This is a genomic window from Geothrix limicola (assembly GCF_030268085.1).
Lineage (GTDB): Bacteria > Acidobacteriota > Holophagae > Holophagales > Holophagaceae > Geothrix > Geothrix limicola.
The window spans coordinates 167411-192615 of sequence record NZ_BSDE01000006.1 but is presented as its reverse complement, the minus strand read 5'-3'; the positions used below and the strand labels follow the sequence as shown (position 1 = coordinate 192615).

General features: G+C 66.0%; 19 protein-coding genes. 8 read left to right on the top strand and 11 right to left on the bottom strand.

The genetic code is table 11. The features are described from left to right. Window positions 1–6 precede the first annotated feature (6 nt). From rpsD to rplQ, 3 genes are read left to right on the top strand one after another with little or no spacing between them, the layout of a single operon-like run. On the top strand, window positions 7–639 hold the full coding sequence (gene rpsD, locus QSJ34_RS15030; protein ID WP_285576759.1) for a 30S ribosomal protein S4: 633 nt from the start codon (window positions 7–9) through the stop codon (window positions 637–639). 9 nt (window positions 640–648) lie between these two features. After that, on the top strand, window positions 649–1620 hold the full coding sequence (locus tag QSJ34_RS15025) for a DNA-directed RNA polymerase subunit alpha (RefSeq protein ID WP_285576757.1): 972 nt from the start codon (window positions 649–651) through the stop codon (window positions 1618–1620). 9 nt (window positions 1621–1629) lie between these two features. Then, the gene (rplQ, locus tag QSJ34_RS15020; RefSeq protein WP_285576755.1) at window positions 1630–2022 is read left to right on the top strand and encodes a 50S ribosomal protein L17; all 393 of its coding nucleotides are present in this window, start codon (window positions 1630–1632) and stop codon (window positions 2020–2022) included. 123 nt (window positions 2023–2145) lie between these two features. Here the strand turns inward: rplQ and QSJ34_RS15015 are convergent, their stop codons facing one another. Together QSJ34_RS15015 and QSJ34_RS15010 are read right to left on the bottom strand one after the other, a co-directional pair. Next, window positions 2146–3603 carry a serine/threonine protein kinase gene (locus tag QSJ34_RS15015; protein WP_285576754.1) on the bottom strand — a complete coding sequence of 486 codons (1458 nt, stop codon included), beginning with the start codon at window positions 3601–3603 and terminating at the stop codon, window positions 2146–2148. 2 nt (window positions 3604–3605) lie between these two features. Next, entirely contained in the window at window positions 3606–4346 is a 741-nt protein-coding gene (locus QSJ34_RS15010; RefSeq protein ID WP_285576752.1) for a metallophosphoesterase family protein, read from the bottom strand. 466 nt (window positions 4347–4812) lie between these two features. On the opposite strand from QSJ34_RS15010, the gene QSJ34_RS15005 reads away from it, so the two are divergent. Together QSJ34_RS15005 and acs are read left to right on the top strand one after the other, a co-directional pair. Then, a complete protein-coding gene (locus QSJ34_RS15005) occupies window positions 4813–6456 on the top strand; it encodes an MFS transporter (protein ID WP_420798863.1) in 1644 nt (547 codons plus the stop codon). A gap of 256 nt (window positions 6457–6712) precedes the next feature. Next, window positions 6713–8665 (top strand): acetate--CoA ligase, encoded by a 1953-nt coding sequence (gene acs, locus QSJ34_RS15000; RefSeq protein ID WP_285576749.1) that lies wholly within the window; start codon window positions 6713–6715, stop codon window positions 8663–8665. A gap of 105 nt (window positions 8666–8770) precedes the next feature. On the opposite strand, the gene QSJ34_RS14995 is transcribed toward acs, so the two are convergent. The 8 genes from QSJ34_RS14995 to QSJ34_RS14960 all read right to left on the bottom strand — a co-directional run bounded on the left by QSJ34_RS14995 (window position 8771) and on the right by QSJ34_RS14960 (window position 17664). Further along, window positions 8771–9586: a purine-nucleoside phosphorylase gene (locus QSJ34_RS14995; RefSeq protein WP_285576747.1), complete on the bottom strand. Its 816-nt coding sequence runs from the start codon at window positions 9584–9586 to the stop codon at window positions 8771–8773. Window positions 9587–9607: 21 nt separating this feature from the next. After that, window positions 9608–11539: a hypothetical protein gene (locus tag QSJ34_RS14990; RefSeq protein WP_285576743.1), complete on the bottom strand. Its 1932-nt coding sequence runs from the start codon at window positions 11537–11539 to the stop codon at window positions 9608–9610. Window positions 11540–11671: 132 nt separating this feature from the next. Further along, on the bottom strand, window positions 11672–12724 hold the full coding sequence (locus QSJ34_RS14985; RefSeq protein ID WP_285576741.1) for a LysM peptidoglycan-binding domain-containing M23 family metallopeptidase: 1053 nt from the start codon (window positions 12722–12724) through the stop codon (window positions 11672–11674). Window positions 12725–12882: 158 nt separating this feature from the next. Next, the gene (moaC, locus tag QSJ34_RS14980; RefSeq protein WP_285576739.1) at window positions 12883–13383 is read right to left on the bottom strand and encodes a cyclic pyranopterin monophosphate synthase MoaC; all 501 of its coding nucleotides are present in this window, start codon (window positions 13381–13383) and stop codon (window positions 12883–12885) included. After that, window positions 13383–14033, bottom strand: coding sequence for an HAD family hydrolase (locus QSJ34_RS14975; protein ID WP_285576737.1), 651 nt, complete (start codon window positions 14031–14033; stop codon window positions 13383–13385). Before QSJ34_RS14975 ends, moaC begins: the two co-directional genes overlap by 1 nt. A gap of 121 nt (window positions 14034–14154) precedes the next feature. Next, entirely contained in the window at window positions 14155–15750 is a 1596-nt protein-coding gene (serA, locus tag QSJ34_RS14970) for a phosphoglycerate dehydrogenase (RefSeq protein ID WP_285576735.1), read from the bottom strand. A 93-nt stretch (window positions 15751–15843) separates the two neighbouring features. Further along, window positions 15844–16299: a cache domain-containing protein gene (locus QSJ34_RS14965; RefSeq protein ID WP_285576733.1), complete on the bottom strand. Its 456-nt coding sequence runs from the start codon at window positions 16297–16299 to the stop codon at window positions 15844–15846. A 60-nt stretch (window positions 16300–16359) separates the two neighbouring features. Next, window positions 16360–17664 (bottom strand): dicarboxylate/amino acid:cation symporter, encoded by a 1305-nt coding sequence (locus tag QSJ34_RS14960; RefSeq protein ID WP_285576731.1) that lies wholly within the window; start codon window positions 17662–17664, stop codon window positions 16360–16362. 88 nt (window positions 17665–17752) lie between these two features. Between QSJ34_RS14960 and QSJ34_RS14955 the strand changes: the two genes are divergently transcribed. From QSJ34_RS14955 to QSJ34_RS14945, 3 genes are all read left to right on the top strand, one after another. Continuing rightward, window positions 17753–18904 (top strand): acyl-CoA desaturase, encoded by a 1152-nt coding sequence (locus tag QSJ34_RS14955; protein WP_285576728.1) that lies wholly within the window; start codon window positions 17753–17755, stop codon window positions 18902–18904. Window positions 18905–18982: 78 nt separating this feature from the next. Further along, window positions 18983–20386 (top strand): dihydrolipoyl dehydrogenase, encoded by a 1404-nt coding sequence (gene lpdA, locus QSJ34_RS14950; protein ID WP_285576726.1) that lies wholly within the window; start codon window positions 18983–18985, stop codon window positions 20384–20386. A gap of 99 nt (window positions 20387–20485) precedes the next feature. Next, entirely contained in the window at window positions 20486–23824 is a 3339-nt protein-coding gene (locus tag QSJ34_RS14945; RefSeq protein WP_285576724.1) for a PAS domain S-box protein, read from the top strand. Here QSJ34_RS14945 and QSJ34_RS14940 read toward each other — a convergent pair. Next, the gene (locus QSJ34_RS14940) at window positions 23821–25170 is read right to left on the bottom strand and encodes a serine/threonine-protein kinase (RefSeq protein ID WP_285576722.1); all 1350 of its coding nucleotides are present in this window, start codon (window positions 25168–25170) and stop codon (window positions 23821–23823) included. The two genes, QSJ34_RS14945 and QSJ34_RS14940, sit on opposite strands and share 4 nt — an antisense overlap. Between the last annotated feature and the right edge of the window lie 35 nt (window positions 25171–25205).

Genomic DNA, 25205 nt, shown 5'->3' with positions numbered 1-25205 from the left:
AGAGACATGGCACGTTACACAGACGCCGTTTGCCGCCTCTGCCGCCGCGAGGGCATGAAGCTTTATCTCAAGGGCGAGCGCTGCTTCAAGGAGAAGTGCTCCTTCGAGACCCGCAAGGGCAAGATCCCCGGCCAGCACGGCGCGGGCAAGATCAAGAAGCCCACCGGCTACGCCCTGCAGCTTCGCGAGAAGCAGAAGGTGAAGCGCATCTACGGTGTGCTTGAAAAGCAGTTCCGCCACTACTTCGAGAAGGCCGACGCCAAGAAGGGCGTGACGGGTCACAACCTGCTCGGGTTCCTCGAGTGCCGCCTGGACAACGTGATCTACCGCCTGGGCTTCGCGCCCAGCCGGTCGGCTGCGCGCCAGATGGTCATGCACGGCCACGTGCTGATCAACGGCAAGCGGGTGGACATCCCCTCCTACCAGGTCAAACCTGGCCAGGCGGTGGAGCTGGGCGCTCGCGCCAAGGAGAACGACGGCGTCAAGACCTCCGTCGAGACCTCCGCTGGTCGCGGCATCCCCAAGTGGCTCACCCTCGATGCCACCGCCTTCAAGGGCCAGGTGCTTGCCGCACCGACCCGCGAGGACATCACCCTCGACATCAACGAGCAGCTGATCGTTGAGCTCTATTCCAAGTAAGGGGGCAGGATGCTGAATCTCAGCGATTTCCAGAGGCCGCGCTTCGCCGAAGTCACCCCTGGGTCCCTCACGGATTCCTACGGCGAGTTCGTGGCCTACCCCTTCGAGCGTGGCTTCGCCACGACCGTCGGGCACAGTGTCCGCCGGGTGCTGCTCAGCAGCATCCAGGGCGCTGCCGTCACCAACGTCCGCATCAAGGGCGTGATGCACGAATTCACCACCCTTCCCGGCGTCTGGGAGGACATCACCCACGTCCTCCTGAACCTCAAGGAAGTGCCCTTCAAGCTGCACAGCAGCGAGCCCCAGACGGTGACCATCTCCGCCAAGGGCGAGGGCACGGTGACCTCCGCCGCCATCCGCTGCAACCAGAACGTGGAAGTCGTGGATCCCAACATCCACATCGCCACCCTGGGCGAGGAAGGCGAACTGGAGATCGAAATGGTGGTCCGCCTGGGCCGCGGTTTCGTCACCGCCGACCGCAACCATGACGAAAGCCTCGGTCTGGGCTTCATCCCCATGGACGCGAACCACAGCCCCATCCTCCGCGTGAACTACATCGTGGAACCCGCCCGCGTGGGCCAGAGCACCGATTACGAGAAGCTCACGCTGCAGGTCTGGACCAACGGCGCCGTCAATCCCAAGGAAGCCGTCTCCGACGCGGCCCTCATCCTGCGCGACCACTTCCTCGTGTTCGCCCGTCAGGACGAGGACTTCACCGAGATGGAGATGGGCGGAGCCACCCTCGGCAGCGAAGCCGCCAACACCTGGCTTGGCAAGTCCGTCGAGGAACTGGAACTCTCCGTGCGGGCCAATAACTGCCTGCGCAACGCCAACATCACCACCATCGGCGAGCTGGTCCAGCGGACCGAGGCCGAGCTGATGAAAACCAAGAACTTCGGCAAGAAGTCGCTCCAGGAGATCAAGGACGAGCTCGCTCGTATCGGCCTCTCCCTCGGCATGCGGCTCGAGCAGGAAGTGTAAGGAGCCCCCATGCGTCACAACGTTTCCGGCAAGCGCCTGGGCCGCACCACCAACCAGCGCAAGGCCCTGATGAAGAACCTCGCGACCGCTCTCATCGAGAGCGAGCGCATCGAAACCACCCTCGTGAAGGCGAAGGAACTCCGCAGCTATGTGGAGCCCTTCATCACCCTCGCGAAGGAAGACACCGTGGCCAACCGCCGCCTGGCGATGGCCCGCCTCGGAAGCAAGGACGCCGTCCAGAAGCTCTTCGGCGCCGACTTCCGCAAGCGTTTCGAAAGCCGCCCCGGTGGCTACACCCGCATCCTGAAGATGGCCCATCGCCTCGGCGACGCGGCCGACATGGCCCTCATCGAGTTCGTGGACTACACCCTCCCCGAGCCCAAGGCCGAGGACGCCGAGTAGACTGCCGCGTAAGAGATGAAAGCGCCCCGGGTTCCGGGGCGCTTTTTTTTCTCAGGTTTCCCTCGCGACGCAGGTGTTGTGAGGAACCAGAGACTCGTTGTGCAGGGGCCGCCTCGTTGAAATTTAGCCCACGGTCCAGGAGCCGCCTTCGTCGTCCTCGGAAACTTCGAGGAAGTCGCCCTTGCGAAGGCGGCGCCCGCGCGCGACGGTCACGGTGCAGGGCGCCTGGGCGGCGACCTGGCTGGACACGCTGCCCAGGAGGGAGCGCCTCAGCGAGCTGGCCCGGGCGCCGATCACCAGGTGGTCCACGTGGTTCGCGTTCACGTACTGCAGGATGGCGGCGGCGGGATCGGGGGATTCGAGAACGTGGAACGTGAGTCGACTTTCCTCGAGGTTCAACGGCATCGCCCAGCCACGAAGCTCGACGAGGCGCTGGTGGTGGATGTTCCGCCCCTTCGCATCCAGGGTCTGATCCAGCGTGATGCGGCCCTGCTTGAGGACGTTGAGGCAGGCCACCCGCGCGCCCGGCAGGGTGGTGAGCATGCGCGTGACGAGGGTGCGCAGCAGTTCGGCGATGGGCGCGGCTTCGGATGAGAGGTCGATGGCCACGGCGAGGATGGGCGCATCGCGCTCATGCAGGGCGGGCGCCTGGGATTTTGGGAGGGCCAGCTGGTGGTCCGCGAAGCGGCGCCTGAGCACCGTCATGAAGGGGTCCTGCTTCCGCTTCTCGGAACGGGCCGTCAGGCGGACCTGGTCGGGATGCTGGAGGGCCACGGCCAGGTGGGCCGCCGTGGGGAAGCGCCAGGCGGGGTGGACTTCCAGGCAGCGCAGGATGACTTCCTGAAGCCAGGGTGGGCAGTCCGGACAGAGCTTGCGCGGGGGCACGGGATCCCGCCAGAGCCGCCGCTTCAGGCCAGAGAGCCGCTGCGGATCGCCGAAGGGGCGCATCCCCGTGAGGAAGAAATACATGAGCACGCCCAGGGCGAACTGGTCGCTGCGGGGGTCGCGCCGGTGGCCGAGCACCTGCTCGGGCGCCATGTAGGGGGCCGTGCCGTAGGGCAGGCGGAATTCCTCGCCCATGAGGTCGGGGAGCTCGTCGTGATGGGACAGCCCGAAATCGATGAGCACGATCTCGCCGGTGGGCCGCGTGAGCAGATTGGAAGGCTTTACGTCGAGATGGACGAGGTGCTGCCGGTGCACGTCGTCCAGGGCGTTGGCGATGCTTCTCCCGAGCGCGACGACTTCGGGCCAAGGCAGGGGCAGGCGCTCCAGGGTGGGCAGCAGGGAGGGGCTGGGGATCCGTTCCATCACCAGGTAAGGCTGGACGCCGAAATCGCCCTGGGCCACGAAGCGCGGAACGTGCGGGCCCGAGAGCCGCGGCAGGATCATCTGTTCCATTTCGAATCCGACGATGGCCGCGGGATCCACGCCTTCGGACATCTTCGGCACCTTCATCATCAGGGGGCCGCTGATCCCGGGATGCGTCACCTCCCACAGGGAGGCCATGCCGCCACGGTGGATGCGCTCACCGATGAGGTAGCCGTCCAGTTCGGCGCCCGTGTGGATGCGCGGCGGTTCCATGCTCAGCGTCCCTTCCGGAGGCGGTTTGCGAGGGAGGCGGGAAGACCGGCGCGGAGAATGGCCAGGGCCGTGCCCTCCACGTCGTAGGGCACGCGATGATGGGTGATCTCGCTGCGGTCCGTGTCGAGCAGGGCGTACGAGGCGGCCGGGTTGCCGTCGCGCGATTGACCGACGGCGCCGATCACGGAAAGCCAGCGGCGGTGCCGGGGGAGCGGGATGGGAACGGATGGGACGGGTTGGAAGGACACCAACTGTCCCGTCGCGGTGATGCCGTGCAGCGCGGCGATGTGGGTGTGTCCGCAATAGACCGTCTGGGCCCGGCTGGCCTCCAGGGCCCGCTTCGCGGCAGGCCCATCGTTCACGTAGATCCAGGCGGGATAGGTCTGGGGGCTGGCATGGACATAGAGCCGGGTGTCGTCCTCGAAGCGCATGGGAAGGCAGGCGAGGAAGTCGCGCGCAGCCGGCCCCAGTTGGCCGCGGGTCCAGGCCATGGCGATCTCCGCATCGGAGGTCATGGTCTCGCGAAGTTCGGCCACGGCCTGATCGTGGTTGCCGGCCACGGCGATGGCGCCGCGGCTGGCTTCATCCATGACTCGCGCCACCACCTCCTCGGGTTCGGGGCCGTAGCCGACGTAGTCGCCGAGGAACACGAACCGATCCGCACCGGCGCCACGCGCGTGGTCCAGGCAGGCTTCCAGCGCGCGCAGATTGGCGTGGATGTCGGCCAGCAAGGCGAGGCGCATGAATGGTCCCGAAAGGAGGGGGGCTCTTGAGAATGATAGGCGTTCGCGGTTTTCGGCATCCACGGATCTCTCGATCCTTTTGGCCGTGGGGTTGACAGGAACTGGCGCCGGAAAAAGCCATGCGGCGTGGGTCCCCGCCCAGCCATGGGTATGTCTGTCGTGGTAGAGACCATTAAAAACGATGTGAAGATCCATTGCTTTCCGGAATTCGTGCCGCAATTCACACCTTCAGGAAAAGCGTATTTGGGATGGGAACCCGCTTGACCTGGCCCATGGGAAGGCGTTAGCTATGTGCAGCCAACCCCACCCATAGTGTCCCGGAGATGGTGCGCCCATCCCGGTTCTCATAGTTCACCCGCCCTCCGCAACCCGGGTTCCGAGTTTGCGGATGCAGCCATACCCGGAAACGAAGCCCGTTTCCGGCGATTCATACCGGTCGAAGCCACTTCCCAGGAGGCAACACCCTATGGCCATTGCAACGGAGCAGGTCGCTGCCAAAACCCCACTCACGAGTGAAGAACGGATGGTGATCGTCGCATCCTCCGTCGGCACGGTGTTTGAGTGGTACGACTTCTACCTCTACGCCACCCTGGCGCCCTTCTTTGCAGCGCTGTTCTTCCCGAAGGGGAACCAGACGGCGGCCCTGCTCTCGGCCTTCGCGGCCTACGCGGCGGGCTTCCTGGTGCGGCCCTTCGGGGCCCTGGTCTTCGGGCGCATCGGGGATCTCATCGGACGGAAGTACACCTTCCTCGTGACCATCATGGTCATGGGCCTTTCGACCTTTGGCGTGGGCCTCATGCCCACCTTCGCGGTCATGGGGTGGTGGGCGCCCATCATCCTCGTGACCCTGCGCCTGCTCCAGGGCCTGGCCCTGGGCGGAGAGTACGGCGGCGCGGCCACCTATGTGGCCGAGCATTCGGCGGCCAATCGCCGCGGCTACAACACGAGCTGGATCCAGACCACGGCCACCGTGGGCTTCTTCCTGGCCCTGGCGATCATCGGCGGGTGCCGGATCGGCATGACGAAGGAGAGCTTCTCCACCTGGGGCTGGCGCATTCCCTTCTGGCTGTCCATCGTGCTGCTCGGCGTGTCCGTCTGGATCCGGCTGAAGCTCCATGAGTCGCCCATCTTCCAGAAGATGAAGTCCGAAGGCAAGGGCTCCAAGGCCCCGCTCACCGACAGCTTCCTCCGCTATCCCAACAACAAGTACGCGCTGCTCTCCCTCCTGGGCGCCACCATGGGCCAGGGCGTCGTGTGGTACACGGGCCAGTTCTACGCGCTGTTCTTCATTCAGATCACGTTGAAGCTGGACTTCCTCACCACGTACATGCTGATCGGCGCCTCCCTGCTGCTGGGGACCCCCTTCTTCATCTTCTTCGGCTGGTTGTCGGACAAGATCGGCCGCCTGAAGATCATCCTCTTCGGCTGCCTCATCGCGGCCCTGACCTACTTCCCGATGTTCAAGGCGCTCACCCACTACGTGAACCCGGCCCTGGAGACCTTCCAGAATTCCAGCGTGGTCACCGTGGCTTCCGATCCGAAGGACACCACGTTCAACCTCTTCGTCGGCCCCTGGAGCAAGTTCACCGAAGTGGATCGCGTGAACGACTTCCTGACCAAGAACGGCCTCAACTTCAACAAGGTCCCCGCGGAGCCCGGCAAGATGGTGGTCACCACCATCCAGAGCGCCAAGGGCATCTCCCGCATCGAGGGCTGGGGGGCGGATCAGGAGAAGCTGCTGAAGAAGACGTTGAAGGACTACGGCTGCCCCGAGACCGCGGACCCGAAGCAGATCAACTACGGCATGACATTGCTGATCCTGTTCGTGTTCCTCATCTACGTGACCATGGTCTACGGGCCCATCGCAGCCTTCCTGGTGGAGCTCTTCCCGACGAACATCCGCTATACGTCGATGTCCCTGCCCTACCACATCGGAAACGGCTGGTTCGGCGGCATGCTGCCCCTCATCGCCACGGCCATCGTGGCCTTGAAGGGCAACATCTATTTCGGCCTTTGGTATCCCATCATCGTGGCCCTGGCGACGGTGGTGATCGGTGGTCTCTTCCTGAAGGAAACGAAGGATCGGGACATCAGTACCTACGAGCACTGAGATGAGGTTCCAGCGGCCTGGCCGCTGGCTCTAGGAGCGGCCGGGCGAGAGGGTTTCCCTCGTCCGGCCTTCCTGTCAGAAACCAGATGGGCCCCAACGAGTACTAGACAAGGTTTTCCGCGAACCGGAGAATAATCGCCACCACAGACCACCCACCTGCTGACCACGCGTGTGGATGCCCTGGGAAGCGGCGGAGACCACTCACCCCAGCCTTCCGCCTTGTTCCATTTCCCCGCATCCAAGGTACGGAGCCGACATGTCCGAAGATCTCTTCCCCGTCAAACCCCAGATCCGGGAGCGTGCCCACATCAAGACGATGGAGGAGTACCAGCGGCTCTACCGGCTTTCCCTGGATAACCCGGAATGGTTCTGGGGGGAGCAGGCGAAGACGCTGACCTGGTTCCATCCCTGGCAGTCCGTCTTCGACGCCGATTACAAGGAAGTGGATTTCTCCTGGTTCTCGGGCGGCCGCCTCAACGCCGCTTTCAACTGCATCGACCGGCATCTGCCCCACCTGGGTGACAAGACGGCCCTGATCTGGGCCCAGGATGAGCCGGGGCAGTACACCCACATCACCTACCGGGATCTGAAACACAACGTGGCACGCGTGGCCAACGTCCTGCAGCACTACGGCGTGAAGAAGGGCGATCGTGTCTGCATCTACCTGACCATGATTCCGGAGCTGGTCTACACCATGCTCGCCTGCGCCCGCATCGGCGCCGTGCATTCGGTGGTCTTCGGCGGGTTCTCCGCCGAGGCGCTCCGGGACCGCATCGTGGACGCCCACTGCCGGGTGGTCGTGACCGCCAATGAGGGCCTGCGGGGAGGCAAGCGTGTGCCCCTGAAGAAGACCGTGGACCGGGCCATCGAGGGCATGTCCATGGTGGAGACGGTCCTGGTGGCCCGGCGCACCGATGGTGATGTGCCCATGCAGCCGGGCCGCGACCTGTGGTTGGACGAGGAGACGGCCAAGCAACGGTCCACCTGCACCAATGAGTGGATGGGCGCGGAAGACCCCCTCTTCATCCTCTACACCTCCGGCAGCACGGGGAAACCCAAGGGCCTGCTGCACACGACGGGCGGATATCTGACTTATGCGGCCTTCACCCACCGCATGGTTTTCGATTACCACCCCGAGGACATCTACTTCTGCGCCGCCGACATCGGCTGGGTAACGGGGCACAGCTACATCGTCTACGGCCCGCTGGCCAACGGGGCCACGTCGGTCATCTTCGAATCCACCCCGCTCTATCCCGATGCCGGACGCTACTGGCAGATCATCGACGATCTCGGCGTGAACATCTTCTACACCGCGCCAACGGCCCTGCGCGCCCTGGCCCAGGCCGGCGATGACTGGATCCACAAGTACAGCCGCAAATCCCTGCGGGTGCTCGGCACCGTGGGCGAGCCCATTAATCCGGAAGTCTGGCGCTGGTACCACGACGTGGTGGGCGAAGGCCGCTGCACCATCGTGGACACCTGGTGGCAGACGGAAACGGGCGGCATCCTCATCACGCCGCTGCCGGGCGTCACGCCTACGAAACCCGGGTCGGCGACGCTGCCCTTCTTTGGCGTGAAGCCGGTGATCGTGGATCCCTCCACGGGCGTGCCCATCGAAGGCAACAATGTCTCCGGCGCCCTCTGTCTGGGTGCCCCCTGGCCGGGACAGGCCCGCACGGTCCACGGCGACCACAAGCGCTTCCGGGAAACCTACTTCACCCAGTACCCCGGCTACTACTTCACGGGCGACGGCGCCCGCCGGGACGAGGATGGCTACTACTGGATCACGGGCCGCATCGATGACGTGATCAACGTGAGTGGCCACCGCCTAGGCACCGCCGAGGTGGAAAGCGCCCTCGTGGCCCACGAGGCCGTAGCCGAGGCCGCCGTGGTGGGTTACCCGCATCCCATCAAGGGCCAGGGCATCTACTGCTATGTCCTGCTCAACAGCGGCTATGCGGATAACGGCCAGCAGCAGCTCATCGGGGCCCTCAAGGAGCAGGTGCGCCAGGTCATCGGCGCCTTCGCGGCCCCCGACGTCATCCACATCGCCTCGGGTCTGCCCAAGACCCGCAGCGGCAAGATCATGCGCCGCATCCTGCGGAAGATCGCCTCGGCCGAATACGACGGCATGGGCGATATCTCGACCCTGGCCGAACCGGACGTGGTCAACCGCCTCATCGAGGAGCACCAGAAGAGTTCGAACTGATGTCCTCCGGGGGTTCCTCGCTGCGCGAACACCCCCGGACCCCCGCGCAAAAGCCCGGCTGAGCCGGGCTTTTGCTTGCTGCGCTTACCCGGCATCCCTGCCGTGCTACAGGGGCAGGCTCCGCACGAAAGCGCGCACGAGGGCTTCGAAACGGCCGGCTGCGGCGGCTCCGGCTTCCAGCACTTCCTGATGGGTGAGGGCTTGGGGCAGGATGCCCGCCGCCATGTTGCAGAGGCAGGAGATCCCCGCCACGCGCATGCCTTCGTGGCGGGCGACAATGGCTTCGGGCACCGTGCTCATGCCAACCGCATCTGCGCCCATGAGACGGAAGGCGCGGATCTCGGCGGGCGTTTCGTAACAGGGCCCCGTGAGGCCGAGATACACGCCTTCGCGAAGCGTCTGACCCAACTGCGTGGCGCAGGCCTGCAGATGATTCCGGAAGGCTGGATCATAGACCGCCGTCATGTCGGGGAAGCGGGGGCCGGGCTCCACATTCGGTCCGATGAGGGGGTTGGTGCCGAAGAGGTTGATGTGATCCGAGAGGGCCATGAGGTCGCCCACGCCGAAGGTTGGATTGAGGGCCCCGGCCGCATTGGTGAGCAGCACGGCCTTGGTGCCCAGACGGCCGTAAAGGCGCATGGGCGCAATCACGAGGGGCATCGGATGGCCCTCGTAGAAATGGAAGCGGCCCGCCTGCAGGGCCACCTTGCGGCCTTCGAATTCACAGAAGACGAGCTTGCCGCCGTGTCCCGCGACGGTGGGTGCCGGGAAGCCCGGTAGGTCGGTGAAGGGGATGCTCAGGCCGGCCCTGGCCTCGGGGCTGTCGGCCAGGGCGCCGAGACCCGAACCGAGGACGATGGCCAAGTCAGGGACGAAGGGCGCCTTGGCCTTCAAGGTCCGGAGCGCGTCAGTAAAGGGCATGTCGGGCTCCCGGGCGCGAATTCAGGGTGCGGGCGTGAGGCTGAGGGTGACCGTGGTGTCGGGCTGCAGGGTCTGGCTCTTCAGGCGGATGCGCACGGGGTGATAGGTGGGCGTGCTTGAGGTCGCGGTGGGGAGGGTGATGGTCTCCGAGGAACCGCCCGAACCTGTGAAGCTGAAGGTGCGCAGGAGGCTCTTCAGGTCCACCTCGACCTGCGCGCCGGCTGGCAGCGCCGGCGTGATGACGGCATTCAGCACGCAGCGCTTGTCGGTGGTCAAGCTGAATCCGGCGTAGCTGATCTCACCCTGGGAAAGGTTGGGGTAGGTCCCGCCCGCCTGGATGGCCTTGGACATGCTCAGCCGCGCGGAAGGGAAGGGATTGACGGGGTCAATGCCCCAGTTCGCGGCAAAGGAGGCATAGGGGCCGGTCACGGGGCGGGGCCACGTGATCCCGACGGGAGCCGTGAGGGTCGTCAACACGGAATCCGTAAAGATGGGGGCGAGGTCGACGGGTTCACCCGAGGCAAGGGTTTCCTTCAACCGATTAAGTTGGGTGTAGATGTTGAGGGGCTCGAGGTCATGGGCCGTGGTGCTGGTGGTGGTGCCACTGGTCAGGCTTGTCGGGGCCTGGAAGAAGCGGGCCGCCGCGAGGGGATTGATCTTGGCCCAGTCCGAGGCCAGACCCGGGGAGGACAGGCTGTTGGCCTTGAGGATGATGCTCCAGGCGAGGGCCCGGAGGGCGGGTGCGGAGTAGGGGGTCTTCTGGTCGGCACTGAGCGAACTGGTATCTCGGATATCCAGCACGGAGACGACGGAGGTGCCGTTGGTGTCCGCCAGGTAGGGGGACTTGAGCAGGTTGGCGGCCATGGCCTCGGCGAGGCCTTCGATGCGCGCCAGGTCAGGGCTCAGGTCCGTCCAGGGTGCACTGGGGGGGAACAAGGGATTGGTCTGGATGCCGAAGGTGCGGCCGACATTGCCGTTGAACAGGGCGGCCCTCGCAAGCAGGGGAAGGATCACCCCTTCGTCCCAGGCGTCGTCATTGGAGGCATCCCCGCGGATGGAGCCGAAGTAGTGGTAGCTCGCGGTGGCCGCGTCATAGGCCTGGGGGAAGAGCGGGCGGTTGAATTCGATGAAGGAGCCCCGGGTTTCGGAATGACCGGGCCAGTAGTGAAGGTCCAGCGGTGTGCCACCCAGGATCGTGCCGTGGTTCACCGCGAAGGTGGCGAAGGTGTCCCCGATGCCGAGGATGCGGCTGCCGCTCCCCTGGCCTGTGGTGCGGCCCGGCTGGCTGGTCTCAAGCACCGCCTGTTCGACGAAGAGGGAAGGCTGGCTATCACTGGTGACGGAGGCATTCACCAACCACCAGGTGTCGTTCAGGCCCACCGTGAACCTCACGGTGGTATCGGCCGAGAGGTTCGAAGCCGGAGCCACGGAATCGGTGGGGGCGGAGCCATCGACGGCCTTGCGAAGGGCGTAGCGGAGCCGGCTGGAAACCTCGGTCGGGCTGTTGACCCCGTTCGGTTCGGCCACCAGGTTGATCGTGGTGCCGCTTACGCCACCGTTGAAGGAACTCAGAACCTCGATCATGGTGGGCCTGCCCTTGGTGGCGGACAGGGAGTAATTGCCACTTGTGTCGGTATAGGTCGAACCGGCCAGGATCCAGGCATAGGTGAGGGTACCGTCGGGCTTGGTCTGATCCACCTTCTGAAAGACGCGGACCGCCACGCCTCGGGCCGGCAGGCTCTTCAGATTGGAAGCCACGGTGGCATCCACAAGCCCGGTGGGCTTGCCATCGCCGTCCACGGCAAGGGGGACACGTGAATAAGTGACGCTGCCCGTGATGATCGCCGAAGGATCCGAGGCCGCGTTGCCGCCGCGCTTCCCGTGGCAGGCCAGGGCCAGGGCCAGAAGCAGGGTGGCCCCCAGGGTCTGGAGGAAAGCTCGGTACAGCGGCATGACCACCTCGAAACGGCGAAAGGACCTAGTCTATCACGGCCTCCGGGGCCGATCCCGCGGGGGAATCGGGAGGCCGCGCTCTCTTCCTGTGCTGCGGAGGACGGGGAAGTTCTGGCCGAGCGGACAGGTTCTCTAGCGTGTCGAGCTGGATCCCAGCAGGGCGTTCTGGGCGGCCAGTTCGGCCGGGATCTCTTCTTCATCGTTGAGGGCCGGCAGCGGGTTGCGCTGCACGCCGTCGATCTTGAGCTCGAAGTGGAGGTGGGGACCGGTGGCATTGCCCGTGCGCCCGACCTCGGCGATCTTCTGCCCCCGGCGGACGATGTCGCCGGTGTGGACGAGGTTCAGCTTGTGGTGACCGTAGAGCGTGACCACGCCGTTGCCGTGATCCACCACCACGTAGTTCCCGTACCCCTTGTGCTTTCCGGCGACGAGCACCTGGCCGTCCAGCGCGGCGAAGACGGAGGTGCCCATGGGTGCGTTGAGATCGATGCCCTTGTGGCGGCCTTTGTAGCGAACGCGCTTCTTCCGCTGGTTCTTCACACGGACGGTCTTGGTCCGCATGCGGGGGCCCCAGGCGGAGCTGATGGTTCGCGTCTCCACGGGCCAGAGCAGGTCGAGGCGGTCGGGGTCGGCCGGAGCGAAGGTGGGCAGGAGGGCGTTGAGCTCCGATTCCGTCACGGGAGGCATGACCTGCTGCATGCGGGCCAGGAGCTGGGCGGGCGTGCCGGGGGCCTGGTGGGGGTCCAGGCTCAGGAGTCGCACGGCTTCACCCGAGGGAACCGTGCCGCGCACCTGGTAGGGCAGCAGCTGTTCCAGGTGGGGCATGGGCGTGGGGACGACGGCTGGCGTGCCGGGCAGGGCCGCGAGGGCGGGGCGGGGCGCCGCACTTTCCGTTTCGAGGTGAGTGACTTCCTGGGCCACAGCGGCGCCGTGCCGAATGGTGAGGCGCGTGCCGACGGCCAGCTTCGTCAGGCTTTTGCCGGGGTTCAGGGCGGCCAGCTCGGCCAGGCTCAGGCCGCTCTGCCGGGCCACGGAAGCAGCGGTCTCGCCCTTTCGGACGACGTGGACGGTGCCAGCGGGGTGGGCGGCGGGCCGGGAATGGGACTTCTTGGAGGGGCGCTTCGGGACGGCTTGGAGGCCAAGGCTGAAGGACGCTAGAACAAGGGTCAGAACGGCAAGACGCATGGGGGAACTCCCGGCTGGAACGGAAAAGCCTGCTTCGCTAGGCCTCCATGAGGGGGTCGTGACCCCGGTGCTCGATGATTTGGAAAAGTCCAATCCCCATCCTACCGGGGGTGGGCGGGCTTTGAAATGCAAATGTTTTCCAACTAGGGGTCCCTGGATCAGGGCTCCCAGGGACATCCGGCCCAGGGCAGGGTGATAAGTCCCCTTTTTCCACCTTCTTTTCGGAGTAGCCGGGCCGGGCCGAGGCTCATGTGATGGCTCACGGCCTTCAGCATGTCGTAGAGCACCAGCAGACCTACGCTCACGCCCGCCAGGGCTTCCATCTCGATGCCGGTCCGGCCTTCGCAGCTCACCTGGACCCTCAGCCAGGCGCGCCGCTGGGTCGGATCCCAGTGATGAATCACATCGACCGCCTCGACGGCCAGCGGGTGGGCCAGGGGGATCAGGTCCGAGGTCCGCTTCACGCCGCCCACGGCTCCCAGGCGGGCGACGGACCAGGGATCCCCTTTGGGACCGCCACCCCGCGTGAGGGCCTCGGCGGCCGCCTCGTCCAGTTCCAGGTAGCCCGCGGCCACGGCCAAGCGGCGGGTCACGGCCTTGGCGGAGACGTCCACCATCACGGGACGGCCTTCTGGGTCGAGGTGCGTGAGTTCGGCCATCATGCACTCCAGGCAAGCAGGATGTCCCGCAGCGCGGCCGTGTCCGGCGCGTAGGCCCGGGGTCCGCAGGCCGCCAGGGCCTCCTGATCGTAGAACCCGTGGCCCACGGCCAGGCTGGGCACCCCGGCGGACCGGGCCATGTCCAGGTCGAAGGGGGTGTCGCCCACCATGACGATGTCCTCTGGGGCGAGACCGGTCAGGGACTGCAGCTGTTCCAGGGACTCGGGGTGGGGCTTGCCGTGGGTGACCTCGTCGGGGGTGATGATGGGATCGAAGAGAGGTTCCCAGTCCCACTGGGCCATCTGGCGCAGGAGGGGCACCCGACGCTTGGAGGTGACGACGGCCATGCGCTGGCCGCGCCGGTTCAATTCCTTCAGCAGGTCGGGAATGCCCTCGAAGGGCTGCATCAGGTGCTCATGCTCGGCGTGGCCGAAGCTGCGGTAGGCCTTTAGGACCGTGTCGAAGTCCAGGCCCAGGGGGCCGAAGGTGTGGCGGATGCCGGCTTCCACAGGCAGGCCGACGCACTTCAGCCATTCGACCATGACGGATCTGGGCTGTCCCAGGGCGTCCAGGGCGTGGGCCATGCCCGCCTCGATGAGGGGACGGCTGTCCACCAACGTGCCGTCGAAGTCCCAGGCGATTAGTTTCAAGGAAGCCTCCAGGTCTCCATAATGGCAGACCGCGCGGCCGGGCTTTGCCCGGCCGCGCGGTGGGGGGCTCCGGGGGGGACTTCGCGAGCGTCAGCGAGCAGGCGGTCCCCCCCGGATGGCATCAGGCCGAAGGCAGGTGCAGGGCCTGGGCGAAGGTGGCGTCGGTGGCCTTTTGAAGGTCGGCCACCACGGCGGGGGGCACGGGGGAATCCACGGACAGGATGACCATGGCCTCGCCCTTCATCTCTCGCCGCCCCAGGTTCATGAAGGCGATGTTGATGTCGTGCTGGCCGAGGAGGGTGCCGATCTTCCCGATCATGCCGGGGCGGTCCAGGTAGCTCAGCAGCAGCATGTGGGGCTCGGGGAGGAAGTCCATGGCGTAGTCCCGCAGGCCCACGATGCGGGGCGAGCCTTCGAAGAGGGTGCCGGAGATCACGCGGGCGCCGCCGGGCCCCTCCAGTGTGAGGGTGACCAGGTTCGAGAAGGCGCCGCCCTGGGTGGACCTGCGTTCCTCCACCACCAGGCCCATGCGCTCGGCCACCAGGCCCGCGTTCACCATGTTCACGGGCTGGTCCGTGGCCCGGTCCAACAGGGCCGCCAAGCCGCTCACCGTGAGGGGCGAGCAGTCGTGATGGGCGATGGCGCCACTGAATCCGAAGGTCACGCGGTCCAGGTTGCCCTTCATGAGCTGGAGGCCGAATTCGCTGAGCACGGCCATGAGCTTGAAGTAAGGGCGCATCTGATCCATCACGGCCGGGTCGAAGCGCGGCAGGTTCACGGCGTTCTCCAGGGGCGCGCGGTCCAGGTAGGCGAGGATCTCCCTGGACACGTCGACGGCCACGTTCACCTGGGCCTCCTGGGTGTTGGCGCCCAGGTGGGGCGTGACCACCAGGCGTTCCTGGGCGATGAGCTGCTTGAGCGTCTCGGTCACCGGGGGTTCCTCGGACCACACATCTACGGCCGCCAGGGCCACCTTGCCGGACTGCAGGGCCGCCAGCAGCACGGGCTCGTCCAGGATGCCGCCCCGAGCCACGTTGAGGAGGATGACGCCCTCCTTCATGAGCGCCACCTGGTCGGCGCCGATCATGCCGCGGGTTTCTTCATTCAGCGGTGTGTGGACCGTGATGATGTCGCAACTGCGGCAGAGTTCGGCCAGATCCACCAGGCGCACGCCCAGATCCTGGCCGCGCTTGGCGCCGATGTAGGGGTCGCAGCCCAGCACCTCGCATTCGAAGGCCTTGAGGCGCGTGGCCACGCGGCCGCCCACCTTGCCCAGGCCGATGACGCCGGCGGTCTTGCCCTTCAGTTCGACGCCCGTGAACTTGGCGCGCTTCCACTCGCCGGACTTCAGGCTCTGATTGGCGGCAGGGATGTGGCGGCAGGCCGAGAGCAGGAGGGCCAGGGTGTGCTCGGCGGCGCTGTTGGTGTTGCCGAAGGGTGCGTTCACGACGATGACGCCCTTTGAGCTGGCGTAATCCACATCCACGTTGTCGATGCCCACGCCGGCCCGGGCCACGATCTTCAGATTGGTGGCGGCATCCAGCAGGGCCTTGTCCACCGTGGTGCCACTTCGGGTGATGATGGCGTCGTACTCGCCGATGCAGGTGTGAAGGGCCTCGCGGGAGAGGCCCAGGCGCACGTCGAGATGAATGCGGGGATCCGCCTGAAGGAGGGCTAGACCTTCGCCGGTCACCTCGTCGGTCACGATGATCTTCATGGGACTCCGCCTTCGGGTGTGCCTACAGGAGATGAAGGGAATCCCTTCACCATACCGTCGGAATCCCGGCAGAACAAGGCAGAGCGGTGGTTCTTACTTCTTATAAATGCCCGCGCCGAAGATGAGGTTGTCCCAGACCTCGATGTAGCTGGTCTTGGGTTCCTTCTTGCCGTCCTTCGGGTTCAGGTATTTGTAGTCGTGCCATCCCTTTCCTTTGGATTTGGCGAGACGGATGCGCTCCTGCACGAACTCCACACCGTCCGGATCCTTGGCCTTGAACTGGTTGACGCCCACCTTGGAGGCGCCCTGACCATGGGCCAGTACCTTGCCGTCCATGTCGTAGACGAAGACATAGAGTTCGCCGCCGTACTTATGGAAGCGACCACCCGCGCGGGTGATCTCCTTGAAGGCGGCCTCCTTGCCATTGGTTTTGGCGAAGGCGATGGCCTCCTTCACGAGGGCTTCCACCTCCACCGGGGAAACATCCTGGGCGGCCAAAGTGAGGCAGAGGGCGGGAAGGAAGTAGAGGGACGCGAGTGGGGATCGCATGGTGACTCCGGGACGCAACCTTCGTTTCGGTCAGGTCCCACCCGAAGTTGAACCTGGGGGTCAGTTCCCTTGGTCCGGCAGGGGCTCGGTCTCGGTACCGTACACGCCCTCCCACTTGGCGATGACCACGCTGGCCAGGCCGTTGCCGATGACGTTCACCGTCGTGCGGGCCATGTCCATGATCTCGTCCACCGCCAGCAGCATGGCAATGCCCGCCTCCCCCGGCAGGCCGAAGCTGCCGCAGGTGGCGGCGATGATCACCAGCGTGGCGCGAGGCACGCCTGCCACGCCTTTGCTGGTGAGCATGAAGGTGAAGACCATCAGCAGCTGCTGGCTCAGGCTCATATGAATGCCCGCCGCCTGCGCGATGGTGAGGCTGGCCAGCACGAGGTAGAGGGTCGATCCATCCAGGTTGAAGCTGTAGCCCGTGGGGATGACGAAGCTGGCCACGCGGCGCGGCACGCCGAAGCGCACCACCTCTTCCAGCAGCTTGGGGAGGGCGGCCTCGCTGCTGGCGGTGCTGAAGGCCGTCAGGGCCGGATCCTTGATGGCCTTCACGAAGCCCAGGATGCGGATGCCCGCCAGCCAGGCCACGGGCACGAAGACGAGGAGGAAGAGCAGGCAGAGGGCAAGGTAGAGGCTGCCCACCAGCAGGCTGTACTGCTTGAGCAGGTGGAACACGGCGGTCCAGCCCTTGATCAGCGTGCCGTTCACCACGTGCCCGGCGGCCATGTGACTGACGTTGTAGGCCATGGCGCCGAATACCCCCAGGGGCGTGAGCTTCATGACCAGGTCGGTGTACTTGAACATCGTCTGGGCGACGCCGTCGAAGAATGCCAACACGGGTTTGCCGCGTTCGCCCACCTTGGTGAGGGCGATACCGAAGAGGGCCGCGAAGATCACGACGGGCAGGATGTCCCCCTCGGCCGCGTGCTGGATCAGGTTGGAGGGGAACATGTGGAGGGCGATCTCCCATCCGGTCTTCGCTTTCACGGCCGCCACCGCCGTGTGGGCCCCCAGGTCCATGGGCAGATTCGCCCCAGGCTTCAGCCAGTTGCCCACGGCTAGGCCGATGAAGAGGGCCAACGTGGTGACGATCTCGAAGTAAAGCAGGGCCTTGGCGCCCATGCGCCCCACGGCGCGGATGTCGCCGGTCTGCGCGATGCCCACGATGATGGTGGACAGCAGCAGGGGCACGATCAGGCCCTTGATGAGGCTGATGAAGGCCTTGGAGAGGAAGCGGAAGCCGTCGTAGGCCCAGGGATACTGATCCTGGGGGAGGAAGCCGCCCAGCAGCACGCCCAGGGCGAGGCCGAGGAAGATCCAGAAGGTACTTGAGCGGTACCAGGGGCGCTTCTCGGTCACGGGAACCTCACAAGGAATTCGGCAAGTTTCGCATGGGGTTTCGTTTGCTGACCCGCGGTAGGATTGAACTCTGTTTTGGAGTCAATGGATGGCCACGGCCAAACGCTTGAACTGGTTGAACACCCTCTTCCTCACGGGAACCCTGGCGGCCGCCGTGGTGCTCGTGCCCCTGCGCCTGTGGACCTCCGGTCTGCGCTGGAGTGAGGTGCTGGTGTTCGCGGCCATGACCTTCGCCATCGGCACGGCCATCAGCGGCGGCTACCACCGCCTCTTCAGCCACCGGGCCTACAAGGCCTCCTGGCCCGTGCGCTTCCTCTTCCTCTGCTTCGGGGCGGCGGCCTTCGAGAACTCGGCCCTCAAGTGGTCCAGCGATCACCGCGTGCACCATCGGCACGTGGACACGGACCAGGATCCCTACGCCATCGCCAATGGCTTCTGGTACGCCCACTGGACCTGGGTGATGGAAGCCAAGGCTCTGCCCCTGGCGGGCGTGGCGGATCTGGAGAAGGACCCCCTCGTGCGCTGGCAGCACCGGCACCATTTCCTCATCGGCGCCGTGGTGGCCACGATTCCGCTTTGGATCGGGCTCGCCACGGGCAATGTTCTCGGCCACCTCGTCTTCGGCGTGGCCCTGCGCATCGTGATGACCCATCACACGACCTTCTTCATCAACAGCGCCGCCCACATGTTCGGCAGCCGCCCCTACACGGACGCCAACACGGCCCGCGACAACTGGGTGCTGGCGCCCCTCACCTACGGCGAGGGCTACCACAATTTCCACCACCTCTGGCAGTGGGACTACCGCAACGGCGCCCTCTGGTACCAGTGGGACACCACCAAGTGGCTGCTCAACATCCTGGGCTGGATGGGCCTGGTGGGCCAGTTCCGGCGCGTCTCGGCCGCCGCCATGACCCGGGCCCGCCTCCACATGGAGGAAAAGCGCCTGCGCGAGCGCCTGGCCCTGGCCAGCCCCGGCGTGGCCTCGCCCATGCACGATCGCTTGGCCGCGGCCCGGGTGAAACTGGATGGCGCCCTGGCCACCCTGCACGAACGGCACGAGGCCTGGCAGGCCAAGAAGGCCGAATGGCGGGCCAAGGGATCAGCCAAGGCCGAGGCCTGGCGCGAGGCCAAGCTCGAATGGGAGGCCGCCATGGTCCAGCACCGGGCCGATCTCAAGATGGCCTGGCTCGAATGGAAGGCGGCCCGTCTCGAAATCCGCTCGTCCCTCGTCTACGCGTAACCCACCCCATCTGATGTACCAGGGCCTGCAGTTCGGGGCCCGGCATGGGATACTGGTGGCTTGATCTTTGGAGGACTCGTGGCTCAATTCGACCTCATCGTCATCGGCTCCGGCCCCGGCGGCTACATCGCCGCCATCCGCGGTGCCCAGTTGGGATTGAGCACGGCCCTCGTGGAGAAGGACGCAGGCCTCGGCGGCACCTGCCTTCACCGCGGTTGCATCCCCGCCAAGACCTGGCTGGAGACGGCCCACCGCTTCGAGCAGATGCAAGATGCGGGCGACTACGGCATCGACGGCGTGGACGGCAAGGGCCTGAAGGCGAACCTGGCCACCATCGTCAAGCGCAAGGGCCGCATCGTTCTGAAGAACGCCAAGGGCATCGAGTTCCTCATGAAGAAGAACAAGGTGACCGTGCTGAAGGGCTTCGGCAAGCTGCTGGGCGGCGGCAAGGTGGAGGTGGCCGGCGAGGTGCACGAGGCCAAGCGCATCATCCTGGCCACGGGATCCGCGCCCAAGCCCATTCCGGGCCTGGAAACGGATGGCGTTCGCGTGATCAACAGCGACCACATCCTGGACCTCACTGAGCTGCCCTCGCACCTCGTGATCCTGGGCGCGGGCGCCATCGGCGTGGAGTTCGCCTCCGTGTTCAGCCGCCTGGGCTCCAAGGTGACCCTCGTGGAATTCATGGATACCATCCTGCCCCTGGAGGACGAGGACATCGGCCTCGAGCTGGCCAAGATCCTCAAGAAGTCCTACAAGATCGACGTGCGCACCAAGACCAAGATCACGCGCATCGAGAAGCGCGCGGATGGCGTGGTGTGCTTCCTCGAAGGCGAGACTCCCGGCGAAGTCGTCGGCAGCCACCTGCTGGTGGCCGTGGGCCGCGCCCCCCAGGTGGACGGCATCGGCATTGAGAAGACCAAGGCCCAGGTGGACCGCGGCTGCGTGGTGGTCGACAAGTTCATGCAGACCGGCGAGCCCGGTCTCTACGCCATCGGCGACATCGTGCGCACGCCCTGGCTCGCCCACGTGGCCAGCGACGAGGGCATCGTGGCCGCCGAGCACGCGGCGCAAAGCCTCGGCAAGGACGTGCATCCCCACCCCATCCGCTACGACCGCTTCCCCGCCTGCACCTACTGCGATCCCGAAGTGGGCTCCATCGGACTCAGCGAAAAGGCGGCGAAGGCCAAGGGCTATGACGTGCAGGTGGGCAGCTTCCCCTTCGCGCCCATGGCCAAGGCCAACATCGTCGGCGAGCCCCACGGCTTCATCAAGATTGTCGCCGACAAGAAGTACGGCGAGATCCTCGGCATCCACATCCTCGGCCCCAAGGCCACGGAGCTGGTGGCTTCCAGCGTGGCGCTGATGGGCGGCGAGTTCACGGTGGATGAGCTCATCAACACCATGTATCCGCACCCCACGCTGAACGAGGTCTTCCCCGAGGCCGCGCGGGCCGTCTACGGGCGCGCCCTGAACATGTAAATCGAGACCGCCTGCGACCTTTCATCGAGGTCCGGGTGTGATTAACCTTCCGAACCTCCTGGCCGATACCAATGGGATCAGTCAGGAGGTTTCTTTCGAATGCCCATTTCGGAAACCCAGCGGCTGATCCTCCACAACCAGGTCACCGACATCCTCGCCGAGGCCTCGGATCTGAATGCGGCCGCTGCGGGCTGCCTGAAGGCCATCGGCGCCGGGGCCGGCTGGACCTGGGGCAGTCTGTGGATGCTCGATGAGGCCGCCGGGGACCTGCGCATCCACTCCACCTGGAGCGCGCCGGATTTCCACGACGAGGATTTCAAGGCGGCTTCGACGAAGCTGAGATTCGCGCCCGGCCAAGGGCTCCCGGGCCTGACCTGGTCCGAGGGACGTCCTTACTGGATGGAAGACCTCCTGGTGGATGAGCGCTTCCTGCGGCGCGAGTCCGCCCGGAAGGCGGGGCTGCAGAGCGGGTTCGCCTTCCCGGTGCGCCTGCAGGAGCGGGTGCTGGGCGTCATGGCCTTCTTCGCCAGCCGACGCCGCGCCTCCGATGCGGAGTTCGTCGAGATGATGGCCTTCCTCGGGAGCCAGATGGGACAGTTCATCGAGCGGAAGCTGGCCGAGGAGCGCCTGAAGCGCAGCGAGGAACGCTACCGGACCGTCATCGAGCAATCCGGCGAGGGCATCTACCTCTTCGACCTGGACAGCGGCCAGATTCTGGAAACCAACCCCGCCTTCCGCCAGCTCCTCGGCTACGGCCTGGAGGAGATGGGCGGCCTCAGACTCGTGGATGTCATTGCCCACGACGGCGCCTCCATCCAGGCCAACGTCCAGAAGCTTCGGGACAACGGCCGCTTCCGCATCGGCGAGCGGAAGTACAAACGGAAGGACGGCTCCCTCGCCACGGTCGATGTCACCCTCAACCGTCTGCCCCTGCCGGGCGGAGCCCTCGCCGTGGCCATCGTGCACGACCTGTCCGCCCGAAGGCAGGCCGAGGCCGAGCGGGACCACCTCGTCGAGATCATGGAGGCCACTTCGGATTTTGTCGGGATCGCCGATCCAGAGGGACACGCCATCTACGGCAACCGGGCCATGCGCCACCTGCGCGGACCCGATTCACCCGAGCTGAACCGGCCCATCAGAGAAGCCCATCCGCCGTGGGCGATGCGGATTTTGGTGGAAGAAGCCCTGCCCACCGCCAGGCGGGAGGGCCTCTGGCGCGGGGAAACGGCCTTCCTCGACGCCGAGGGGCGCGAGGTGCCCATCTCCCAGCTGATCCTGGCCCACCGTGACCCCGAAGGGCAGGTGCGCTTCTTCTCCACCGTCGCCCGGGACATCTCCTCGGAAAAGGCCAAGGAGCTGGACCTTCAGAACGCGGTGAAGCGGCTGGAAGACCTGCGCTTCGCCGTGGACGAATCGACCATCTTCGCCATCACGGATGCGCGCGGCGTCATCACCGAAGTGAACTCGCGATTCTGCGAAGTCTCGGGCTATACGCGCGAAGAGCTGATCGGGAAGACCCACGCGATCCTCAAGTCGGGCCAGCATTCGAAGGCCTTCTTCAAGGAGATGTGGGAGGCCATCACCGCGGGTCGCGTCTGGCGCGGGGAAATGAAGAACCGCGCCAAGGACGGCACCTTCTACTGGGTGGACACGACCATCGTGCCCTGGCTGGACGCTGAAGGACGGCCCGAGCGGTACATGGCCCTGCGCACCGTCATCACGGAAAAGAAGCGCGCCGAGGAGGCCCTGCTGCGCCGCGAGAAACAGCTGGAAGCCCTCGTGGCGGCCGCCCGCGAGATCAACACGGACCTGGACATCCACCTGGTCATGCGCCGCCTGGTGGAATCGGCGCTGCGTCTGACCGAGGCCACCCACGGCACCTTCGGGATGCTGGACGACAATCAGCTCGTCTTTCACGAGGCGCTCCTGCATGGGGACTGGTCCCCCTTCCACATCACCTTCAGGCGGGGCGAAGGCGTTCCGGGCTACGTGATGGAGACATGCCAGCCCTACGTGTCCAACGAGGCCAGGACCGATGCCAGGATCCTGCCCGAGGTGCACCGCCGGCTGGATCTGTACAACCTCGTGAGCCTTCCGATCCTGGGGCGAAAGGGCGAGCTGCTCGGCGCGATCCAGATCCACAACACGCGGGATCACCGCCCCTTTGATGCCTCCGATGTGGCGGTGCTGCAGGGCCTGGCGGCCAATGCGGCCGTGGCCCTGGAAAACGCGCTGCGCCTGGAAGAGGAACGGCGCCGGGACGAGGCGTTGCGCCATACCCAGAAGCTCGAAAGCCTCGGCCTGCTGGCCGGGGGCATCGCCCACGACTTCAACAACCTGCTTTCGGCCATCCTCGGCAACCTGGGCCTGGCGGTGATGGAGACGCCCGAGGATTCCGCCGCGGCCCGGCACCTGCAGAACATCGACCGCGCCGTGACGCGCGCGGCGGACCTCACCCGCCAAATGCTGGCCTATGCCGGCAAGGGCAAGCGGCTGGTGAAGCGTGTGGATCTGAACGCCTCGGTGGAAGACCTGGCGCGCCTGCTGGAGGCCTCGATCTCCAAGAAGATCCAGCTGGTCCTCACCCTTCGTCCGGGCCTTCCGGGCCTGCTGGCGGACCCTTCCCAGATTGAGCAGCTCATCATGAACCTGGTGATCAACGCCGCCGATGCCATCGGGGAGGCCGAAGGCACCATCCAACTGGAAACGGGGCTGCAGACCCTGGACGAAGGTGAACTCGCCGAACTGTTCCCGGGTCAGACCATGGAACCGGGAACGTTCCTCACGCTGGATGTCTCGGATGACGGATCCGGCATCCCGCCGGAGATCCTCAATCGCATCTTCGATCCCTTCTTCACCACCAAGACCCGGGGTCGGGGCCTGGGCCTGTCGACGATGCACGGCATTCTCCGCGCCCAGGGCGGCGGCATCCACATCTGCACCGAACCGGGGCGCGGGACCACCTTCCGGGTGTTCCTGCCCGAACTGGCCGAGGGATCCGCGGTCCACGAGACGCGGGCCGAGGCCCGGCCCTGGCGGGGGCACGGCACCGTGCTCGTGGTGGACGACGACGACGTCGTGCGGGCCACCGTGCGCGCCCAGGTGGAGTCCATGGGCTTCCAGACCCTGGAGGCCCGCGACGGGCTGGAGGCCCTGAACGCCTACGCTGGGCACGCGGGCCACGTGGACCTGGTGATCATGGATTTCACCATGCCCCACCTGGATGGCCGGGAGGCCCTGGAAGGCATCCGGGCCATGGACCCGCAGGCCCTCGTGATCCTGTGCAGCGGCTATGAAGAAGATGCCGCCCCGCAGGAGGGCGCGGTGGAGACGCCTTCGACCTTCCTCCAGAAGCCCTTCCGCATGGAGGATCTGAGGCGGGCCGTCCGGGAGGTGATGGAAGCGGGGGGAGGCGACGACATCGCCCGCCTGGGCTAAAGACCCTTCAGGAGCCGATCGCGCAGTTCGGGCGACAGCTTCTTGCCGTGCATCTTGTCCTTTTCGAGCATGGCCTTGAACCGCGCGTTCTTGAGCATCTCCGCACCGCTCACCTTTCGGTCCCAGGCCTCCTGCGCTGTGGCTTCCAGCATTTCCATGAGGCCCATGCGGTAGTAGATGGCCATCTTCAGGGCGTAGGCGTCGGGGTCCATGGGCGCATTGTCGGGCGTGGCGTCGATGACTTCCTGCACGAGCTTGAGGGCATGCTCGGGCTTGGCGTCCATCTGGCGCGCAGCCTCTTCGAGCACCACATCGTTCATGTGGGGGCTGACCACCGGGGCTTCGGGCTTGCGCGGACGCCGCAGCGCCCACCATCCGCCCCCCGCGGCCAGCAGCGCGAGCGCCAGCCCCAGCGGCCATCGCAGCGAGCGCCGACGGGTGGCGGTTTCGGAAGGGTGGTCTCCGCGTCCGGTCTTTCCCGCCAGGGCGACGGTGGCGTCATCCAGCGGGGCCACCCAGGTGGGATTCTTGGCGGCGCGCAGGGCCCTGGCGGCTTCGGCGGCCCCTGAAAACCGCACTCCGGGATCCTTGGCGAGGAGGCGGCAGGCGAGGGCCTTCACGGAGGGGCTCACGCCCTCGAAGACCGTGTCCTCCAGCGGCCGGGGCTCGTCGTGGATGATGGTGTAGACCATGGCGCCCGTGGTGCCGCCCCGGAAGGGTTTTTCGCCGCTCAGGCCCTCGTGCAGCATGACGCCCACCGAGAACAGGTCGGAGGCCGGCTCGGCGTGGCCGGTGCGCAGATACTCGGGGGCCATGTAGGCCAGGGTGCCCACCACCTGGCCTGTCTGAGTCAGGTCGCCCTCGCTCAGCTTGGCCACGCCGAAATCCATGATCTTGGCGTGCAGGCTGCCTTCTTCGCGCAGCACCATGACGTTGCTGGGCTTCACATCGCGGTGGATGATGCCGTGCTTGTGGGCCTGGGCCAGTCCTTCGCAGACCTGGGCGAGGATCTCCAGCAGGTCCGAAGGCGTGAGCTCGTCGCGGTTGAACAGGGTGGCGAGGTCCTCACCCGGCACGTATTCCATCACCAGGTAGAGCAGGTCGCCGTCGGTGCCGAATTCGAAGACGGTGACGACGTTGGGATGATGGAGCAGACCCGCCGCCTTGGCCTCGCGCGCGAAGCGGTCGCGCAGGTCCACACCCGCGGTCTCGCCGACGAGGGAGGGCCGGATGGTCTTGATGGCGACCTCGCGCCCGATGCCCGGGTCACGGCCGAGGTAGACCTCGCCCATGGCGCCCTGGCCCAGGAGGCGGAGGATTTCGAATTTGCCGATGTGGGTGCGCATGCGATTCCGGGATTCCGGATTCTGCCATGAAAGCG

Bases quoted from the DNA above. Each gene is read 5' to 3' on its own strand.
- rpsD (WP_285576759.1), top strand. From the start codon at position 7: ATGGCACGTTACACAGACGCCGTTTGCCGCCTCTGCCGCCGCGAGGGC.
- QSJ34_RS15025 (WP_285576757.1), top strand. From the start codon at position 649: ATGCTGAATCTCAGCGATTTCCAGAGGCCGCGCTTCGCCGAAGTCACC.
- rplQ (WP_285576755.1), top strand. From the start codon at position 1,630: ATGCGTCACAACGTTTCCGGCAAGCGCCTGGGCCGCACCACCAACCAG.
- QSJ34_RS15015 (WP_285576754.1), bottom strand. From the start codon at position 3,603: ATGGAACCGCCGCGCATCCACACGGGCGCCGAACTGGACGGCTACCTC.
- QSJ34_RS15010 (WP_285576752.1), bottom strand. From the start codon at position 4,346: ATGCGCCTCGCCTTGCTGGCCGACATCCACGCCAATCTGCGCGCGCTG.
- QSJ34_RS15005 (WP_420798863.1), top strand. From the start codon at position 4,813: ATGGCCATTGCAACGGAGCAGGTCGCTGCCAAAACCCCACTCACGAGT.
- acs (WP_285576749.1), top strand. From the start codon at position 6,713: ATGTCCGAAGATCTCTTCCCCGTCAAACCCCAGATCCGGGAGCGTGCC.
- QSJ34_RS14995 (WP_285576747.1), bottom strand. From the start codon at position 9,586: ATGCCCTTTACTGACGCGCTCCGGACCTTGAAGGCCAAGGCGCCCTTC.
- QSJ34_RS14990 (WP_285576743.1), bottom strand. From the start codon at position 11,539: ATGCCGCTGTACCGAGCTTTCCTCCAGACCCTGGGGGCCACCCTGCTT.
- QSJ34_RS14985 (WP_285576741.1), bottom strand. From the start codon at position 12,724: ATGCGTCTTGCCGTTCTGACCCTTGTTCTAGCGTCCTTCAGCCTTGGC.
- moaC (WP_285576739.1), bottom strand. From the start codon at position 13,383: ATGGCCGAACTCACGCACCTCGACCCAGAAGGCCGTCCCGTGATGGTG.
- serA (WP_285576735.1), bottom strand. From the start codon at position 15,750: ATGAAGATCATCGTGACCGACGAGGTGACCGGCGAAGGTCTAGCCCTC.
- QSJ34_RS14965 (WP_285576733.1), bottom strand. From the start codon at position 16,299: ATGCGATCCCCACTCGCGTCCCTCTACTTCCTTCCCGCCCTCTGCCTC.
- QSJ34_RS14955 (WP_285576728.1), top strand. From the start codon at position 17,753: ATGGCCACGGCCAAACGCTTGAACTGGTTGAACACCCTCTTCCTCACG.
- QSJ34_RS14945 (WP_285576724.1), top strand. From the start codon at position 20,486: ATGCCCATTTCGGAAACCCAGCGGCTGATCCTCCACAACCAGGTCACC.
- QSJ34_RS14940 (WP_285576722.1), bottom strand. From the start codon at position 25,170: ATGCGCACCCACATCGGCAAATTCGAAATCCTCCGCCTCCTGGGCCAG.